The sequence below is a fragment of the Pseudomonas sp. PDM30 genome, assembly GCF_019218985.1.
Taxonomy (GTDB): Bacteria; Pseudomonadota; Gammaproteobacteria; order Pseudomonadales; family Pseudomonadaceae; genus Aquipseudomonas; species Aquipseudomonas jessenii.
In genome coordinates, this window is sequence record NZ_JAHUWM010000002.1 from 687136 (window position 1) to 705947 (window position 18812).

At 59.8% G+C, this 18812-nt stretch carries 14 protein-coding genes and 1 tRNA gene; 3 read left to right on the top strand and 12 right to left on the bottom strand.

The window, feature by feature from the left end; all coding sequences use genetic code 11:
• Window positions 1-36 precede the first annotated feature (36 nt).
• From KW840_RS07120 to KW840_RS07130, 3 genes are all read right to left on the bottom strand, one after another.
• Complete coding sequence (locus KW840_RS07120) at window positions 37-831, bottom strand: carbon-nitrogen hydrolase family protein (RefSeq protein WP_218494765.1); 795 nt, start codon at window positions 829-831, stop codon at window positions 37-39.
• 12 nt (window positions 832-843) lie between these two features.
• A complete protein-coding gene (locus KW840_RS07125) occupies window positions 844-2526 on the bottom strand; it encodes an NAD(P)/FAD-dependent oxidoreductase (protein WP_218494766.1) in 1683 nt (560 codons plus the stop codon).
• Window positions 2527-2748: 222 nt separating this feature from the next.
• Window positions 2749-3210 (bottom strand): Lrp/AsnC family transcriptional regulator, encoded by a 462-nt coding sequence (locus tag KW840_RS07130; protein ID WP_046039454.1) that lies wholly within the window; start codon window positions 3208-3210, stop codon window positions 2749-2751.
• A 185-nt stretch (window positions 3211-3395) separates the two neighbouring features.
• Here KW840_RS07130 and KW840_RS07135 point away from each other — a divergent pair, with 185 nt between their 5' ends.
• Window positions 3396-5750, top strand: coding sequence for a glucose/quinate/shikimate family membrane-bound PQQ-dependent dehydrogenase (locus tag KW840_RS07135; RefSeq protein WP_218494767.1), 2355 nt, complete (start codon window positions 3396-3398; stop codon window positions 5748-5750).
• Between the two features lie 181 nt (window positions 5751-5931).
• On the top strand, window positions 5932-6612 hold the full coding sequence (locus KW840_RS07140) for a peptidase M41 (protein ID WP_218494819.1): 681 nt from the start codon (window positions 5932-5934) through the stop codon (window positions 6610-6612).
• A gap of 15 nt (window positions 6613-6627) precedes the next feature.
• On the opposite strand, the gene KW840_RS07145 is transcribed toward KW840_RS07140, so the two are convergent.
• From KW840_RS07145 to rpsU, 8 genes are all read right to left on the bottom strand, one after another.
• On the bottom strand, window positions 6628-7056 hold the full coding sequence (locus tag KW840_RS07145; protein ID WP_057713048.1) for a hypothetical protein: 429 nt from the start codon (window positions 7054-7056) through the stop codon (window positions 6628-6630).
• A complete protein-coding gene (locus tag KW840_RS07150; RefSeq protein WP_218494768.1) occupies window positions 7046-7648 on the bottom strand; it encodes a nucleotidyltransferase domain-containing protein in 603 nt (200 codons plus the stop codon). The genes KW840_RS07145 and KW840_RS07150 overlap by 11 nt, the downstream gene beginning before the upstream one ends.
• Before the next feature lie 68 nt (window positions 7649-7716).
• A complete protein-coding gene (locus tag KW840_RS07155) occupies window positions 7717-8037 on the bottom strand; it encodes a DUF3077 domain-containing protein (RefSeq protein ID WP_218494769.1) in 321 nt (106 codons plus the stop codon).
• 396 nt (window positions 8038-8433) lie between these two features.
• Window positions 8434-8510, bottom strand: a tRNA-Ile gene (locus tag KW840_RS07160).
• Window positions 8511-8525: 15 nt separating this feature from the next.
• Window positions 8526-12272 (bottom strand): bifunctional diguanylate cyclase/phosphodiesterase, encoded by a 3747-nt coding sequence (locus KW840_RS07165; RefSeq protein ID WP_150814000.1) that lies wholly within the window; start codon window positions 12270-12272, stop codon window positions 8526-8528.
• A 122-nt stretch (window positions 12273-12394) separates the two neighbouring features.
• The gene (rpoD, locus tag KW840_RS07170; RefSeq protein ID WP_057713062.1) at window positions 12395-14242 is read right to left on the bottom strand and encodes an RNA polymerase sigma factor RpoD; all 1848 of its coding nucleotides are present in this window, start codon (window positions 14240-14242) and stop codon (window positions 12395-12397) included.
• A 67-nt stretch (window positions 14243-14309) separates the two neighbouring features.
• A complete protein-coding gene (dnaG, locus tag KW840_RS07175) occupies window positions 14310-16277 on the bottom strand; it encodes a DNA primase (RefSeq protein WP_008051597.1) in 1968 nt (655 codons plus the stop codon).
• A gap of 481 nt (window positions 16278-16758) precedes the next feature.
• Window positions 16759-16974 carry a 30S ribosomal protein S21 gene (rpsU, locus tag KW840_RS07180; protein ID WP_002551877.1) on the bottom strand — a complete coding sequence of 72 codons (216 nt, stop codon included), beginning with the start codon at window positions 16972-16974 and terminating at the stop codon, window positions 16759-16761.
• A 199-nt stretch (window positions 16975-17173) separates the two neighbouring features.
• Between rpsU and tsaD the strand changes: the two genes are divergently transcribed.
• Window positions 17174-18199: a tRNA (adenosine(37)-N6)-threonylcarbamoyltransferase complex transferase subunit TsaD gene (gene tsaD, locus KW840_RS07185; RefSeq protein WP_057713063.1), complete on the top strand. Its 1026-nt coding sequence runs from the start codon at window positions 17174-17176 to the stop codon at window positions 18197-18199.
• Window positions 18200-18222: 23 nt separating this feature from the next.
• Here tsaD and plsY read toward each other — a convergent pair whose 3' ends face one another.
• Entirely contained in the window at window positions 18223-18792 is a 570-nt protein-coding gene (plsY, locus tag KW840_RS07190) for a glycerol-3-phosphate 1-O-acyltransferase PlsY (protein ID WP_218494770.1), read from the bottom strand.
• Between the last annotated feature and the right edge of the window lie 20 nt (window positions 18793-18812).

Below are 18812 nucleotides of genomic sequence, written 5' to 3' on the forward strand. Positions count from 1 at the left end.
GCACTTCCAGAACAGTGAAGTGCCAATGCTAGCGGATTAGGACTTGTTCAGCTCGCCGTAAAGCTCGGGGCGGCGATCGAGGAGGTAGCGATTGGTGGCGCGGGAATCGACCATCAACTGTCGATCCAGCTCACCGACAATCAGCGATTCATCCAGTCCCGCCTGAGCGATGCGACTGCCATCCGGCGCAGCGATGCTGCTCTGGCCGCAGTAGTGGATGTCGCCTTCGTGCCCACAGTAATTGGCATAAGCCACGTAGCACTGGTTTTCGAAGGCGCGGGCGCGCACGGTGACATCGGCGACGAAATCGAACGGAATCATGTTCGCAGTCGGCACCAGGATCAGCTCGGCACCGGCCAGGGCCAGGCGTCGGGCGTTCTCCGGAAATTCCAGGTCGTAGCAGATCAGGAAACCGAGCTTCCAGCCGTTGAGCTCAACGATGGGAAACTCGTCGGAACCTGCGCTGAACATCGAGTGATCCAGATCGCCGAACAGATGGGTTTTGCGGTAGTTGCAGACGCGCTCGCCGTCAGAGTCGATCAACTGCACGGCGTTGTAGATTTGTCCGTCCTCGGTGCGCTCGGGATAGCCATACAAAATGGCGATCCCGGCAGCCTTGGCAATGCGCGCAACCTGCTGCGCCGACTCACCGTTGTACACCTCCGCCAGCACGCTGACGGCATCGACGCCGATGTTGTAGCCAGTCAGGAACATCTCCGGCAGCACCAGCAGATCGGCGCCTTTTGCCTCCAGCGCAAGCTGCTGCAAGCGTTGCAGGTTGCCGGCGACATCCAGGGGCAGCGGCGGACATTGGTAAAGGGCTACGCGCATTTCAGATTCCTCTTACTCGGGCAGGGCGATCGGTCCGATCTCGTTGAACACATCTCCTGGACCCGGATTCTCGGCGTGAGTTGCACCGCCGAAGTGTTTCATGATGCCCCACACCGCGTTGAGCGAGGTCTGTACCGCGCCCTCAACCCAGGCCGGGGTCCACGAAACGTCGTCGCCGGCGATGAAGATGCCGCGCTGTTCGGCTGGCATGTCGTCCTGCATGAAGTGGGCGTACATGCGTTGGTTGTAGCGGTAGTGGCCGGGCAGGGCGCCTTTGAACGCGCCGAGGAAATGCGGGTCGGCTTCCCACGAAACGGTGATTGGGTCGCCGATGATCCGCGCGGCGATGTCGACTTTCGGGTAGATCTTTTTCAGTGCATCCAGCGCCAGTTTCACGCGTTTTTCCACCGGTTGGGGCAGCATTTTCAGCGCGTCGCTCATCCACGAGTACGACAGGCAGATCACCCCCGGCTTGTCGTCGCCGTTGTCGAACAGATAAGTGCCACGGGTCAAGCGATCGGTGAGGGTCATGCTCATCAGGTCGCGGCCGGTTTCCGGATCCTTGTCCTTCCAGAACGGGCGGTCGACCATCACGAAAGTCTTCGACGACTGCATGTAGCGGGTGCGGTCCAAGGCCATCCACATTTTTTGCGAGAACAGGGTTTCGTCGCATTCGATCTGGGTGGTCAGCAGCCAGCTCTGGCAGGTGGTCAGCACCGCGGCGTACTCGCGGGTGTCCCCCCAGTTGTCGGTGACGGCGAAACGGCCGCCCGGCGCGTGGGCAATCTTCTTCACGCCGGTACGCGGTGCGCCGTTGTGCAGCGAGCTGAGGCTGGTGCCGGCCGGCCAATACGCGCAACGCTCCGGCACATGGCGCCAGATGCCTTGTGGCACCTGTTCCACGCCGCCGACCACCAGGTGCTGGTGATCGTCGCAATTGGTCATCACCACGCGGAAGATTTCCAGCATCGAGTTCGGGAAGTCCGAATCCCAGCCGCCGGTGCCGAAACCGACTTGGCCGAACACTTCACGGTGATGGAACGAGAGCTTGGCGAACGCCTTGGACGTGGCGACGAAGTCGTAGAAGGTGCGGTCGTCCCACAGCGGCACCAGGGTGTTCCACAGTTCCTTGAGGCGCGGTACGTCGCGGTCGCGAATGGCTTGCTGGATATCGGAGAACTGCGAGCCGGCTTCCAGGGCATCGGCCCAGGCGTCAGCCACTTCCTGGAACAGTGCAGGAAGGTCCGACAGCTTCTGTGCGTAATGGGTCTGACCTTCGAGGTCGATCACTGTGCTGCCCGACGCGGGCGTTAGCGGGTTGGGGAAAGGTTTGGTTTCCAGACCCAGTTTGTCGACGTAGTGATAGAACGCGGTTGACGACACCGGGAAGCGCATCCCGCCCAGTTCGGCAACGATGCCTTCGGCGCCATTGAATGCCTGGGAGCGCAGGCGGCCACCCATTTTCGAAGCTTCGTAGACGACCGGTTTCAGGCCCAGCTTCATCAACTCATACGCCGCCACCAGGCCGGCGATCCCGCCGCCGACAATCGCCACTTCGGCACCGTGATTGTGCTCGGGAATACTGCCCAGCCCGGCCGGGTGTTCGATCCAGTCGTCGAAGGCGAAAGGAAAGTCCGGGCCGAAAATGGTGACTGGTTTCTTACCGTCTGCAGGATGGCGATTGTTCTTGTTCATGGCTGACCTTGCTGGCGACCCGACGCGCAATGCGCATCTGAGTATAGGAAAAGATGCCAGCCATTCTAGAGAGCACGGAACACGTTAATAAGACGCAAAGTGTCGTCATTTTGCTATTAGTTTGATCAGTATGACGATCTATCAATACACACTGACCACTGTGGGAGCGGGCTTGCCCGCGAAGAGGCCAGCTCTGGCACCCAAAAAACTACAGGCAGAAACTCAAACTGGCTGCCCCCGATCAATCTTGCTGCTCAAGATGATCGAAGTCGTGGTCTTCTCCACCCCATCCACACTGCCAATCTGGTCCAGCAACTGATCCAGCTGCTCCGGCGAATCGGTGCGCAACCACGCCACATAATCAAATTCGCCACTCACCGCACACAACTGCTGCACCTGCGCCATCGCGCTCAGGCGCCGCAGCACCTCCTTGCCGGAGCGTGGTTGCACGGTGATCCCCACATACGCCTGCAACCCGCCATCCACCACCCGCTGCCCGAGGCGCACGCCGTAGCCGGTGATCACCTTGGCCTTTTCCAGCCGCGCCAGGCGCGAAGTCACAGTGGTGCGGGCAATGCCCAATTGCCGGGCGAGCATGGCCACGCTCTCGCGGGCGTTGATCTGCAGGGCGGCAATCAGTTGGCGGTCGATTTCATCGAGAACAGGCGTGCGAGTGTCAGGCAAAGGGTTATCTCCAGCGGCATGGATCAGTGCGCAAGCATGTTACAGGCAGTTTCTGCAGGACGCTCGCGACGGAGATTTGATCTAGCCTCAATACCGTTCATGACATTTTTGCCTGCGACAAATTGCCATAAGTAACTAGGTAGTACATTATTCCGCCCTTGTCACAACTGGGGAAAAATTCCGACATGAACAATTCTGGGGCTGCCGCCGGCAGTAAATGGTTGCTGGCGGGGCTGGGTGTGCTGATTGCACTGATCGGGCTCGGCCTGGCCGGTGGCGGTGGCTATCTGATCGCGCTGGGTGGCAGTTGGTATTTCCTGCTGATGGGGCTGGCGATGCTGGCGTCCGGGTTGATGATTGCCCGGCGCAAGCCGCTCGGCGCCTGGCTGTATGGTGTGGCGTTGGTCCTCACTGCGATTTGGGCCGTTTGGGATGCGGGCCTTGAATACTGGCCGCTGGTCTCACGGATACTGACCTTTGCCGTGATCGGTCTGGTTGTGGCGCTGATCTATCCGACCCTGGTCCGTGCTTCGGGCGCGACCGGCGGGCGTGGCGCTTATGGTCTGGCTGGCATTTTGGGTGTCGCAGTCGTTGCGACGATGGCCTACATGTTCGTGCCGACCCACGTGGTCAAGGCCACCACCGAACCTGCGGTAACGCCGGTCACTCCGGGCACCGAACAGAAAGACTGGGCGCACTGGGGCAACACTACCGCCGGTAATCGCTTTGCGGCTCTGGACCAGATCAACAAGGGCAACATCGACAAATTGCAGGTCGCCTGGACCTTCCGCACCGGCGATATTCCGCAAAGCACCGGTGCCGGCGCCGAAGACCAGAACACTCCACTGCAAATCGGTGACACCGTCTACACCTGCACCGCCTACGGCAAAGTCTTCGCCCTGGATGCCGACACCGGCGCCCAGCGCTGGAAGTTCGACCCGCAAGGCACCGCGCCCAACTGGCAGCGTTGCCGTGGCCTGGGCTACTCCGAAACCCCGGTGTCTTCGGACAATCAGCCAACCGCCTGTACGAAACGTCTGTTTCTGCCGACCGGCGACGCGCGTCTGATCGCCATTAACGCCGACACCGGCAAGCCCTGCGAAGAGTTCGGCAACAAAGGCACCGTTGACCTGACCACTGACATGGGCGAAGTAAAGCCCGGTTACTACCAGCAAACCTCGACCCCATTGGTCGCTGGGGACGTGGTGATCGTCGGTGGTCGCGTGGCCGATAACTACTCCACCGGCGAACCGCCGGGCGTGGTGCGTGCCTACGACGTGCGCAGTGGTGAGCTGGTATGGGCATGGGACCCGGGCAACCCGAACACCACCAAACGCCCACCGGCCGGCGAGACTTACACCCGTGGCACGCCGAACGTGTGGTCGGCCATGTCCTACGACGCCAAACTCGGTCTGGTCTACCTGCCAACTGGCAACGCGACCCCAGACTTCTTTGGCGGTCAGCGCACCGAGATGGACAACAAGTGGAACTCATCCATCGTCGCCATCGACGTGAAGAGCGGACAGGTGCGCTGGCACTTCCAGACCACCCACAACGATCTGTGGGACTTCGACCTGCCGGCGCAACCGTTGCTCTACGACGTGCCGGATGACAAGGGCGGCACCCAACCAGCGCTGGCGCAAGTTACCAAACAGGGCGAGATCTTCTTGCTCAACCGTGAAACCGGCGTACCGATCGCTCGCGTTGAAGAGCGTCCGGTGCCCCAGGGCCATGTGCCTGGCGAACACTACTCGCCAACCCAGCCGTTCTCGGTGGATATGCCGTCAATCGGCAACAAGACCCTGACCGAATCCGACATGTGGGGTGCCACGCCGTTTGACCAGTTGATGTGCCGCATCCAGTTCAAAGGCATGCGTCACGAAGGTGTCTACACCCCGCCGGGCATGGACCGCGCCCTGCAATTCCCGGGCTCGCTGGGCGGCATGAACTGGGGCAGCGTCTCGGGTGATCCGAACACCCACTACATGTTCGTCAACGACATGCGCCTGGGCCTGGCCAACTACATGATTCCGCGCGACAAGATCAAAGCCGGGGCCAGCGGTATCGAAATGGGCGTGGTACCGCAGGAAGGCACGCCGTTCGGCGCCATGCGCGAGCGCTTTCTCTCGGCGGTCGGCATTCCGTGCCAGAAACCACCGTTCGGCACCATGTCGGCCATCGACCTCAAGACCCACAAGCTGATGTGGCAAGTCCCGGTCGGCACCGTGCAAGACACCGGCCCGCTGGGCATTCGCATGCACCTGCCGATCCCGATCGGCATGCCGACCCTCGGCGCATCGCTGGCCACCCAGTCGGGCCTGCTGTTCTTCGCTGGCACCCAGGACTTCTACCTGCGCGCCTTCGACACCGGCAACGGCAACGAAATCTGGAAATCGCGTTTGCCAGTGGGCAGCCAGTCCGGGCCGATGACTTACGTATCGCCGAAAACCGGCAAGCAGTACATCCTGCTGACGGTGGGTGGTGCGCGGCAGTCGACCGATCGTGGGGATTATGTGATTGCCTATGCTTTGCCCAAATAAGGTGATGTAGGAGCGAGCTTGCTCGCGAAGGTCGTGAACGATAACGCTTGCTGTCTGGATGGACGCGGTGCGTTCAAGTCCATCGCGAGCAGGCTCGCTCCCACATTGCGCGGGGCATCAGGATGGACAGCGACCGTCACTCGTAGTCGAATGCGAGAACGAAGGTTCCGAGGCAATGGATATGACGAGGAAGATGCCCCCCGCAGTACGCGATCATGCCCTGCAGATCGCCCATCACGAAATGGGCCACTACGTCGTGGCCCGCGCCCTGGGGTTTGAAACGGGCGGCGTGACCCTGGCGGTGACTATGGATCTGCGGCACCAGGGAGGGGCCTGCATTACGCTGGTGCGCCCGATTTCGTCGATGGAAGCCATGAAGGAACATCTGGAAGCCCGGATGATGGTGCTCCTGGCTGGCGCAATGGCGCAGACACTCCCTTCAAAAACTTCAGCCGCCAAACGCGTCGATAAGCCGAAAGCCACAGCCATCCTCAAAGGCGGGCAGGGGGCGGAACAAGACTACGCAAAAATCAGGGAGCTTCAGCATCTGCTGCGCAATATCACTTGCCCCGATACCGATCCTGCGTCGTCTGAGCAGATAGCGGCGGAGCTCAAAGCGATGACAGATCGGGTTTGGATTCGGACTCAAGGAATTATCGAAGATCAGGCCGGGACGATTGCCGAATTGGCGGCGACATTGGTCGACGGCATGGTGCTCGTTGAGCAATGGGGGCGGGGGGCGGATACGTATGAGGTTGTGTACACCGGGCTGATGCTGGAACGGTTGCGGGTGGTGCAGGCCATCCCTTCGTTACGTGTTTGGACTGACAGTTGCAGTGATGCCGTTCAGTACTGGAAATAACGAAGGGTCGAAGCGTTACTTGCTCGCGAGCATAGCGTCTTGCACCAATGGCAACAGTGCATCAGTTGCCGCCAACAGTTCGGCAAGAAGGGTTTCGTCCACATCCATATAACCTTCGTACTCAGCCAGATTGCGGCGCTCGTGACAAAGTGCGAACAGGCGTACCTGGATTTTGTTCAGACCGAGAGTATGTACAAGGCACTGAAATACCAGATAGCGGCGGTCGGAGCGAAAACCCTGCAGACGCATGGCCGTCAGTGCCAGGGCATGTGCGGCGTTGTAGGCGAGGTCGAAGCGACTGGCGAAGGACAGGGCCGAACTGTGGGCATCCTTCAAGCGGTCCGTGGCCGATCTCAGCAGCCCTTCACATTCCTTGCGATCTGGCGGTTCGGCTTTGAGGCCGCCGCTACGCACCAGGTTTTCCAGATTTTCGTTACTGCCCATCGGCTACCTCTGCTGGATTGTGGCCAATCAAATCAATTTTGTCCTGTTGTTCAACCCGCACTACAAAGCTGTTGCCGGCCGCCTTCTTGGTTTGCCAGTCGACCAGTGTGTAGAGCGTTGGGTTAATGGTGCGGCCAAGCTGTTCCTCTACGGGCAGTACCCGTTCCATCAAGTCGCTGTAACTGAGATTTTCACCAATCAGCATCAGGTCAATGTCACTGCCTGCGTGCTCGTTACCCTTGGCAATGGAGCCATAGATGAACGCCCATACCAACTGATCATTCAGCGGAGTCAAGGCCGCACGCAGCTGCTCTGCAATGCCAAAAGTCTTACGCACTATCCCAAGCAGTTCTGCATAGATGGGGCACTCAGGGTTGGCTTGGTAGTGCGTCTGATTACCCCGTCGACTCATGGTGAGAATGCCTGCGCTATGCAGACGCTCCAGCTCACGCATCAGGCTGCCCTTGCCGACCTGCGCCCAGCGGAATATTTCATTGGCATAGAAGCTCTGATCCGGTTTGCCATACAACATGCCCAGCACTTTTTGCTGGGTGGCAGTAAAGAGAGCATCGCTTAGCGGGATGGCAGGCATGGTCGGTTCTATAAGTCCCAAAAAGGGAACGATAGGTCCCTTTTTGGGAATTATCAACTTTGTCGTGATTATGTGTTTTTCGATGGGTCTGCTTCCTTTCTCATTTGAACAGGCCGGCGCGTCAGCACCTTTACCACATCATCAATCACCGCTTTGCTCATCGTCGTCAGGTAATGCGCGGCCCTGGCGTGGCGGTCGGAGTCTTGGGAGTAGGCGGCGTCCACGATGAGGGACTTGGCGAGGAACAGCAGGTCGGAGGCTTGGGCCAGAGCGTCGGCGATGGGGACGTTGCGGCAGACGTGGAACAGAGGTTGATCCGAGAGGTACAGGAAGGGTGTGAAGCCGGTGGTTTTCAGGTCTGAGGGTGCGGGTGAATCTGCTTCAGTCATGGTTTTACTCCTGGGTTCTGGGACCGCCACAATCGTTTCCAAGCGAATGGGTGACGGCTGTACGCAGGTTGGAAAACCGGGAACCTAGGAACCGGCACGCCCGAAGGCGTCCCACGCACAGCCGTCATAACTCAGGATCACACAATACAAGCAATCGTGATGAGGGCGCTGTTGCGGCTAGAGTTCGGCGGGTTTCCAAGCCCGATCGCTGAATGGTCAGCGACGTCCGGAGACTATCCCGTCGAAGAAAAGGGCAACAAGGCGGCAAAGTGCCCAAATAGAAGATTCGGAGATTGCCTACAAGGTCTGCGGGCGTCATCCGATAAAGCGAGAGCTTAAGTAAACAAAACTAAACGCCAGGCACGAAAAAGCCGCGCATTGCGCGGCTTTCTTGTTTGGTGGGCCCACACGGACTTGAACCGTGGACCAAAGGATTATGAGTCCTCTGCTCTAACCAACTGAGCTATAGGCCCTCAGTAGGTCGCGGATTATAGCGACGGTTTTGCGACAGTGCTATCCGAAAAAGCCTTTACTGCTGTACGAAGAAACGTCGCGGCAAATTCGTCGGGGGGGAGGGGCAGGCTGACGATGTAGCCCTGGATTTGTTCACAGCCTTCGGCAGCGAGGAATTGCTGTTGCGCGTGGGTCTCGACCCCTTCGGCAATCACGGTGAACTGCATGCTGCGTCCGAGGGCGATGATGGCGCGGACGATCGCCGCGTCGTGGGGATCGTCCGGCAGGCCGCGGACGAAGGACTGGTCGATCTTGAGGATGTCCAGCGGCAGGCGCTTGAGGTAACTCAAGGACGAGTAGCCGGTGCCGAAGTCATCGATGGCCAGTTGCACGCCCAGTTGTTTGAGTTGATGCAATACCGCCAGCGCTTCTTCGGCCTGGCTCATGATGAAGTTTTCGGTGATTTCCAGTTGCAGGAAACCGGGGTTGAGACCGTTGTCCTTGAGCAACTGTTCGATGCGGCCCAGCAGGTTGGGTTGGCGCAGTTGGGCGCCGGCCAGGTTGACCGACAGCGGGCCGGGATTTTCGTACAGCCGGTGCCATTCGGCCATCTGCCGGCAGGCGGTTTCCAGGACCCAGTCGCCGATTTGCAGGATCATGCCGTTTTCTTCGGCCAGCGGGATGAAGTGTTCCCGGGGCACGTCGCCAAAGGTCGGATGGTGCCAGCGGATCAGGGCTTCGGCGCCGACCAGGCTGTAGTCTTCGAGGCTGATTTTCGGTTGGTAGCACAGGCGCAACTCGTTGCGCTCGATGGCACGGCGCAGTTCGTGTTCCAGCGCCACGCGTTCGCTGGCCTGGGCGGTGAGGTCGCGGGTGTAGCTTTCGACACGGTTGCGGCCCTTGGCCTTGGAGCGGTACATCGCGGCGTCGGCGTTCTTGATCAGTGTGGCAACGTCGCAGCCATCCTTCGGATAGAGGCTGGTGCCGATGCTGGCGCTGATGAAAAACTCGTGTTCACCGGCCTGGAACGGCGCGGCGAAACAGTTGAGCAGTTTGGTGGCGATGTGGTCGGCATCGCTGGATTGTTGCAGGCCTGGCAGCAGGATAATGAATTCGTCACCCCCCAGGCGCGCCACGGTGTCGATGTCACGCAACTGTTCCTTGAGGCGCACGGCAATACCCTTGAGCAGCAGGTCGCCGACCGGGTGGCCGAGGCTGTCGTTGATGTGTTTGAAGCGGTCGAGGTCGAGGAACAGCACCGCGCCCTGGCCGCCGTTTTCCTGCTGGCTGTTGAGCGCCGTCAGCAGACGGCTTTCGAACAGCGTGCGGTTCGGCAGGCCGGTCAGCGGGTCGTGGTGTGCCTGGTAGTCGAGTTTGGCCTGGGCGTGCTTGAGGCTGGAAATGTCGGCGAACACCGCGACAAAGTGGGTGATGAAGTTCTCCCGGTTGCGCACGGCACTGATGGTCAGCCAGCTTGGATACAGCTCGCCATTCTTGCGTCGGTTGGAAATCTCGCCTTGCCAGTGGCCTTCGGCGGTCAATTGATGCCACATGGCCGCGTAGAACGCGCTGTCATGCAGGCCCGAGGCGAGCAGGCGTGGCGTGTGGCCCAGGGCTTCGCTTTCGCTGTAACCGGTGATTTCGGTGAAAGCACGGTTGACCGCGCTGATGTGCTGTTGGGTATCGGTGATCAACACGCCTTCGGCGGTGCTTTCGAACACGGTGGCGGCCTGTTGCAGTTTTTCCTGCATCAGGTGCCGCTCGGTGATGTCCCGGGCGATGGTCAGCATGCAGTCGTCATCGCCAATCGGCAGTGGTCGGCTGGATACTTCACAGAGTCGGATCTGCCCGTCGCTGCGGCGGATATGGCAGCTGAAGTCGCGGACAAAACCATCGCGGCGCAGCAGATCGAGCATTTGCTTGCGTTCATTGAGGTTGACCCAGATCCCCAGGTCCAGCGCCGAACGATCCACAGACATGGCGCTGTTGAACCCGGTGATGCGGCTAAAACCGTCGTTGACCTCCAACAGCAAGCCATCGCTTTGCCGTGACAGCAGCAAACCGTCGGGGGAGGCGTGGAAGGCCTTGGCGAACTTTTCTTCGGATGTTTGCAGCTGTTGCTGGGTTTCCTTGAGTTGGGTGATGTCCCGCACCACAACCACCAGCGCCGGTGTCATGTCGAGGTCGAACGGTTCGGCGGAGATCAGGCCGGTAAACACCTGGCCGTTGCTGCGGCGAAAGGGCATTTCCAGGTTGCGGATGCTGCCGGCCTGCAAGCGTTGCAGCAGTCCCGGCCCGACACCGGGAATCCCCCAGATGTTCAGGTTGGTGGCGGTCTGGCCAATGACGTCCTCGGCCTTGAGGCCGATTTGCTCCTCGAACGCTTCGTTGACCTCCAGCAGGCAACCGTCGCTCAGGCGCGCGATCACCAGAATGTCCGGACATTGCTGGAATACGGAGGCAAATTTCTGTTCCGACAGGCGCAGTGCTTCTTCAGTGCGCTTGGCGTCGGTGATATCGATCATCAAGCCGCGCAGCACCGGCTCATGCCCGTGCTCGATCAGGCTGACGATATCTCGCACCCACAGGCAGCGGCCGTCGGCGGTGATCACCCGGTAATCGAGGCGGTGATCGCGCCCGGCCAGTACTTCGTGATCGCAGAAGGTCTGGGCTCGGGTCAGGTCGGCGGGGTGAATGATGTTGCGCCAGAAGCCTGGAATCAGCCAATGGGACAGGGGATAACCGAGAAGGTCTTCGGCGTGGGGCGATACATAGCTGTAGGTGAAGTCCGTGACTTTTGCTTCCCAGGCGATGGCCGACAGGCTCTCCACCAGGCCGCGGTAGTGGTATTCGCTGCTGCGCAGTTCCTGTTCAAGGTCGACCCGGCGGGCGATTTCCGAGCTCAAGCGGCGGTTGATGCGGATAACCACCGCCAGCACGGTAGTCAGCAGCAGCAATCCGGGCAGGCCGTACACCAGCAAGTCACTCCAGAAAGTTCGATGATCGAGGACGTTACCGACCCAATGCTCCTGAATGGCGCTGATTTCAGCCGGGCTCATGTCCGCCAGGACTTTATCGAGAATGCCGACCAGCATCTTGTTGTTGCGGGGTACACCCATGGCCAGTTGATAGCGATAGGGCGTTTCACCGCTGACATACAACCCATCGAGCTTGAGTTGGCGCAGGCTCCAGACGCTGGAAGCCAGATCGCCTACCACTGCGTCTACTTCGTCGATGGCCAGCGCCTGCAGCGCCGAACTGACGTTGGGCATCGCCACAAGGTTCAAGTCGGGATGGTGGGTGCGCAGCAGTTCGTGGGGGGCGTAGTTTTCCACCACGGCGATTTTCAGGCCGTACAGGTCTTTCAGGTTATGTGGCTGAGGACCCCCGACATGGGCCAGGATGACAATCGGAAAATCCAGATAGGGGCGGGTGAACGACAGGTAATTCTGGCGTTCCGGGGTCGACATGATGCCCGGCAGCAGGTCCAGCTTGCCCTTCTTGGCCTGTTCCAGGACGGCGGTCCAGCTCACCGGCTCGATGGGCGTGAGCCGGGTTGCCAGCCTTTTGCGGATGACCTCAATGTAATCCGCGGCAAGGCCCTGGTAGCGGCCCTCATCGTCACGAAACTCGAAGGGCGGCCATGACGCATCGACACCCAGGCGCAATTCCGGGTGAGCCGCCAGCCAGCTACGTTCTTCGTCAGTGAGAGTCAGCGCGCCAGCCGTTGCGGTCCAGGTCATCAGCGACAGCAAAAAAAGCACGGTCGGCAGTCTGGGCATAACGGTCTCGTTATGGCTCGGGGGAATGTTTCGAGTGTAGACGGCTACAGGGCGGAGGGGGGAAGCAGGGGGATTTAATCTGTACAAAGCAAAACCCCCGGCCTGGGCCGGGGGTTCTGTTATCACTCGTCGAGGAAAGAGCGCAGATGCTCGCTTCTCGTCGGGTGGCGCAGCTTGCGCAGCGCCTTGGCTTCGATCTGACGAATCCGCTCACGGGTCACGTCGAACTGCTTACCAACCTCCTCAAGGGTGTGGTCGGTATTCATGTCGATACCGAAACGCATGCGCAATACCTTGGCTTCACGGGCAGTGAGGCCGGACAGTACTTCGCGAGTCGCTTCTTTAAGGCTCTCAACGGTTGCAACATCGATTGGCGACTGCATGGTCGAGTCTTCGATGAAGTCACCCAGATGGGAGTCTTCGTCATCACCGATCGGGGTTTCCATGGAGATCGGCTCTTTAGCGATCTTCAATACCTTGCGGATCTTGTCCTCAGGCATTTCCATGCGTTCGCCCAGCTCTTCCGGGGTCGGTTCGCGACCCATTTCCTGCAACATCTGGCGGGAAATGCGGTTGAGCTTGTTGATCGTCTCGATCATGTGCACCGGAATACGGATGGTGCGGGCCTGGTCGGCGATCGAGCGAGTGATCGCCTGACGGATCCACCAGGTGGCATAAGTCGAGAATTTGTAGCCGCGACGGTATTCGAACTTGTCTACCGCTTTCATCAAGCCGATGTTGCCTTCCTGGATCAGATCGAGGAATTGCAGGCCACGGTTGGTGTACTTCTTGGCGATGGAGATCACCAGACGCAAGTTGGCTTCAACCATCTCTTTCTTCGCGCGGCGGGCCTTGGCCTCACCGATCGACATGCGACGGTTGATGTCCTTGATCTCGGCGATGGTCAAACCGGTTTCGGTTTCCAGCGCGGTCAGCTTCTGCTGGCAACGGATGATGTCCGGCTGCAGACGACCAATGGCTTCAGCGTATTTGCCTTTGCCTTTGGCCAGGGCATCACTCCAGCTTTCGTCGACTTCGTTGCCCGGGAACTGGCGCAGGAAGTCGGCACGCGGCATGCGCGCATCACGAACGCAGAGCTGCATGATTGCGCGCTCTTGCTGACGCAGGCGATCCAGGGCACTGCGAACGCGCTCGACCAGGCCTTCGAATTGCTTCGGCACCAGTTTGATCGGCATGAACAGCTCGGCCAGGGCCAACAGCTCGGCAATCGCTGCCTTGTTGTTGCGACCGTGCTTTTTCAGCGCCTTGCGGGTGATTTCCATCTGATCGGCCACAGCGCCAAAACGCTGTGCAGCGATGATCGGATCCGGACCGCTTTCGGCTTCTTCCTCGTCATCGGAGGCTTCACCCTCTTCGTCGTCGGAATCGTCATCCGCCTTGACGGCTTTCGCGTCAATCGGCGGCGGCACTTCTGCCGCAGGCGGCGCGATGCCGTCGTCCGGGTCGATATAACCGCTCAGAACGTCGGACAGGCGACCACCTTCGGTGGTGACGCGGGTGTACTCGGAGAGAATATGATCAACCGTGCCAGGGAAGTGCGCGATTGCGCTCATCACCTCACGGATGCCCTCTTCAATACGCTTGGCGATTTCGATTTCGCCTTCACGCGTGAGGAGCTCCACCGTACCCATTTCGCGCATGTACATGCGCACCGGGTCGGTAGTGCGACCAATGTCGGTCTCGACCGCAGCCAACGCTGCAGCGGCCTCTTCGGCTGCGGCTTCGTCGGTATCGGCGTCGGCCAGCATAAGGGAATCCTTATCTGGCGCAACCTCGAATACGTTGATCCCCATGTCATTGATCATGCGGATGATGTCTTCCACCTGTTCCGGATCTGAAATATCCTCCGGCAGGTGGTCGTTGACCTCCGCGTAAGTCAGGTAGCCCTGCTCACGACCAAGTGTGATCAACTCTTTGATACGAGACTGCTGTTGCGCTTTTCCGGACATAACACCCTATCCACTGAAGGTCTTGGCGGGCAAAAAACAAGCCGAGGATTATACCTGAGCTATGACCTCACGCGCCAGTTGAGGTCGGGTTTGATGCGGAAACATTGCGACTCAAGAGGTCGCGCAGTTGATTTTTCTCTTCGCTGGTCAATTCGCTTTGACGCGCTTTTCGCAGAAGTTGTTCCAGGTTTCGCTCGCGTTGGCGGGCTGACAAGCTAGTAATGGTGTCGAAAAACTGTTGTTCAAGGTTATCTCCATCAATCAGCCATTCCTTTTCCGCCAAGGCCTTCAGCAAGCGGCCTTGTTCTGTGCCGTGCCAACGCGCAATCAGTTGAATTGAGTTTAGCTTGGGATTCTTCTGTACAGCTTCGAGCAGCGCCACCAGCAATTGCGTGTTGGTGTGATCCTCGGCGGCGAAGTGCCCGGCATCCTCGACTTTTTCGGCCAGTTGCGGGTGATGCAGCAACGTGCGCAAGGCGGCGAGGGTTGGCGGTTCTACGGCGGCGGGCACCCGTGGCGCGCGGGGTTGATCACGATCACCGCCCCGTTTGCCATTCTTGTCCCACGGTTTCTTGTCCCATTTCTTGCCTCCTGCACCGGGTTTCTTCGGCGTCCATTCCTGCTGCGGCACATACATTTCCTGTGCCTGCGGCTGATGATAGTCGCTGTAATCGGGCATCGCGTCGTAATCGATGCCCGGGTCGTAGGCCGGCGGTGCTTCTTGCGGGGCGCTTTGTGCCAGCTGACTGACCGCTTCACCGCTCAGGCCGGTGATTTCGCTCAGGCGCTGACGCATCAGGGTGCGCAGGTTGGCGCCCGGGACTTTGTCGATCAACGGCGCGGCGAGGGTGGCCATATGGGCCTTGCCCTCAAGCGAGCGCGGGTCGGCTTCTTCCGTCAGTTGCTGGAAGAAGTAATCGGCCAGTGGCTGCGCGTGCTGGTTGATCCGTGCGCGAAAGGCGTCGGTGCCTTCGGAGCGGACCAGAGTGTCCGGGTCCTCGCCTTCGGGCAGGAACAAAAAGCGTGCGCGACGACCGTCCTGCAGGCTCGAAAGTGTCGCCTCCAGCGCCCGCCATGCCGCATTGCGGCCGGCCTGGTCGCCGTCGAAGCAGAACAGCACGCTGGGCACGACGCGAAACAGCCGCTTGAGGTGTTCCTCGCTGGTGGCGGTGCCCAGGGTCGCGACGGCATTGCGCAGGCCTTGCTGGGCCAGGGCAATGACGTCCATGTAGCCCTCGACGACGATGATCTCGTCGAGGTTGCGGTTGGTCTTGCGCGCTTCATACAGGCCGTAGAGTTCCTGGCCTTTATGGAAAACCGGGGTTTCCGGGGAGTTCAGGTATTTCGGCTTGTCGTCGCCCAATACCCGGCCGCCGAAGGCGATGACGCGCCCGCGACTGTCGCGGATCGGAAACATCACGCGGTCGCGGAAGCGGTCGTAGCGTTTACCGCTTTCGGCGTTTTCGATCAGCAGGCCGGCATCGATCATGGCTTTTTGTTGCAGGGTATCGCTGCTCAAGTGCTTGAACAGGTTGTCCCAGCCAGGCGGAGCAAAGCCCAGGCCGAAGTCCCGGGCGATTTCGCCGGTCAGCCCGCGACCTTTCAGGTATTCCACGGCGGCCTTGCGCGATGGGTGGCTTTTGAGGGCCTGGCGATAAAAGTCGGCAGCGGCGCTCAGTAGCGGATACAGCGGCGAATCGGTCGGCTGTCGCGGTTTGTGCGGCCGGCCGCTTTCTTCGCGGGGGATTTCCATGCCGGCGGCTTTGGCCAGTTCTTCGACAGCCTGGACGAAATCCAGGTTGTCGTGGTCCATGATGAAGCCGAGGGCGTTGCCGCCGGCGCCGCAGCCGAAGCAGTAATAGAACTGCTTGTCGGGGCTGACGCTGAACGACGGAGTCTTTTCCTTGTGGAACGGGCAGCAGGCAGTATGATTTTTGCCGGCCTTTTTCAATTGCAGGCGCGAGCTGACCACATCGACGATGTCGGTGCGGTTCAGAAGGTCGTCAATGAAGCTCTGGGGAATTAGCCCGGCCATGGCGTTCTCGTCATCTGCGCTGAAAAGGAACCCGAAACGTACGGCGACCGAACGCGGTCATTGTTTGAGGCGCGCAAAGTGTGCGGCTCGACCAGTGTCGTCTGCGTAATCGCTGTCGGGAAGTGTATCTGCCGAAAATCCACTGACGTTAATGCCAATCAGTATTCGACTGTTTGAATGTGTTGCGCTGAATCCGCTGTGGCCAATCATAGGCCCCGGATAGCTCATCATCTGGCACGCAAGCAGGTGCCTTGGGCTGATCGTCGTGAGAGGAATCAGTGGGTGTGCTCGTCAGTAGCCTTGAAAGGCTCGTCAGAAAAGACGTGCACCGCTGGCAAAAGAGCCAGGTCTGACGCGGTGAAGCAGATTTGTCTCGGTCGCGTCTGCGGCTTTGACAGTGAAGCATCAAGCGTTTTACGCAAATGCCATAAGCCCGGCTGAGGGCCGGGCTTGGCAGAAGCTTGCTACGATCGTCTGTGTATTAGTACAGACGAACGGCGCGGCGCTGTTCGCGCTGAACTTTCTTGGCGTGACGCTTAACAGCGGCTGCTGCTTTGCGCTTACGCTCAGAAGTTGGCTTCTCGTAAAATTCGCGGCTACGAACTTCAGCCAGTACACCGGCTTTTTCGCAGGAGCGCTTGAAACGACGCAGAGCTACGTCGAAGGGTTCGTTCTCTTTTACTTTGACGGCTGGCATCCAGAGCTACCTTCATTCATTACCGGGGTCAACATCCTCGCGGCAAAAGAGCACTTGAAGACGTCGGTTTTTAAGGGTTGCGGATGTTAACCCCTCAACGCTCGGAATGCAAAGCCTCTGATCGAAAACCGCTGGTAGGGGCATCACGCGACGACTATTATGCGCGCCTTCGAATTCAGCCTAAACAAGGCGCAAACCCATGCTAGTACTGGGATTAGAAACATCCTGCGACGAAACTGGTGTCGCATTGTATGACAGTGAACGCGGCCTGCTGGCCGACGCGTTGTTCAGTCAGATCGACCTGCACCGTGCCTATGGTGGCGTGGTGCCGGAGCTGGCTTCACGCGATCACGTCAAACGCATGCTGCCCTTGATTCGTCAGGTGTTGGCCGAGGCCGACTGCGTGCCGACCGAGATCGATGCGATCGCCTACACCGCGGGTCCTGGCCTGGTGGGTGCCTTGCTGGTAGGGGCTTCCTGTGCTCAGGCGCTGGCCTTTGCCTGGGGCATTCCGGCCCTTGGCGTGCATCACATGGAAGGCCATTTGCTGGCGCCGATGCTGGAGTCGCAACCGCCGGAATTTCCGTTCGTCGCTTTGTTGGTGTCGGGTGGTCACACGCAACTGGTTCAGGTCGACGGAATCGGTCAGTACACGCTTCTGGGCGAGACCCTGGATGACGCCGCCGGCGAGGCCTTCGACAAGACGGCCAAGATGATGGGGCTCAATTATCCGGGCGGACCGGAGATCGCTCGCCTTGCAGAGCAAGGCGTTGCAGGGCGTTTCGTCTTCCCGCGGCCGATGTGCGACCGTCCGGGCCTGGATTTCAGCTTCAGTGGCCTGAAAACCTTTGCGCTGAACACCTGGCAACAGTGCGTCAACGCCGGGGACGACGGAGAGCAAGCCCGTTGCGACATCGCGCTGGCATTCCAGCAGGCCGTGGTGGAGACTTTGACCATCAAGTGCAAGCGTGCCCTGAAGGCCGCTGGCATGAAGCGCCTGGTGATTGCCGGGGGCGTCAGTGCCAACAAGGCGTTGCGCACTTCCCTGGAGAAAATGCTCGGCGACATGAAGGGCGATGTATTTTATGCCCGTGCGCAGTTTTGCACCGATAACGGCGCGATGATTGCCTTTGCCGGCTGCCAGCGCTTGCAGGCCGGTCAGCAGGAAAGCCTGGCGATCAGCGTGCAGGCGCGTTGGCCGATGGAGCAGTTGACCGCATTGTGATGAGCGGTGCTCATGTCCGGCGGCTAGAAATGCCGTTCGCGCCCGGCAAGCAGGTCGCGTAGATTGCCGCGATGTCGCCAGACGATCAGCCCGGTGAGCGTGCTCATGGGCAGCAGGGCGGCCGGTTCTTGCCAGGCCAGCAACGGCAAGGTCAGCGGTGTGGCGATGAGGGCGGCCAGGGAGCTGGTACGGGTCAGGTAGAACGTCAAGAGCCAGGTGCAGACCGCCAGAAGGGCAGCGGGCGGGTACAGTCCCAGCAACATGCCGGCAGCGGTGGCGACGCCCTTGCCGCCGCGAAAGCGAAAGTACAACGGAAACAGATGGCCGATGACGGCATAGACGCCGATCCAGGCCTGTTCCTGCTGCGAAAGACCCGCAAGGCGCGCAATCAGTACCGGCAGCAGGCCTTTGCAAAGGTCCCCGAGCAAGGTCAGGATGGCGAGCTTCTTGCCGGCCAGGCGCAACATGTTGGTGGCACCGGCATTGCCCGAGCCACTCATTCGCGGATCGGGGTTACCGGTCATGCGGCTGAGCAAAATGGCAAAGGACAGAGAGCCGAGCAGGTAGGCGAGGATCGCCAATAACCAAAACATGCTAACTATTCCGGGCGAGG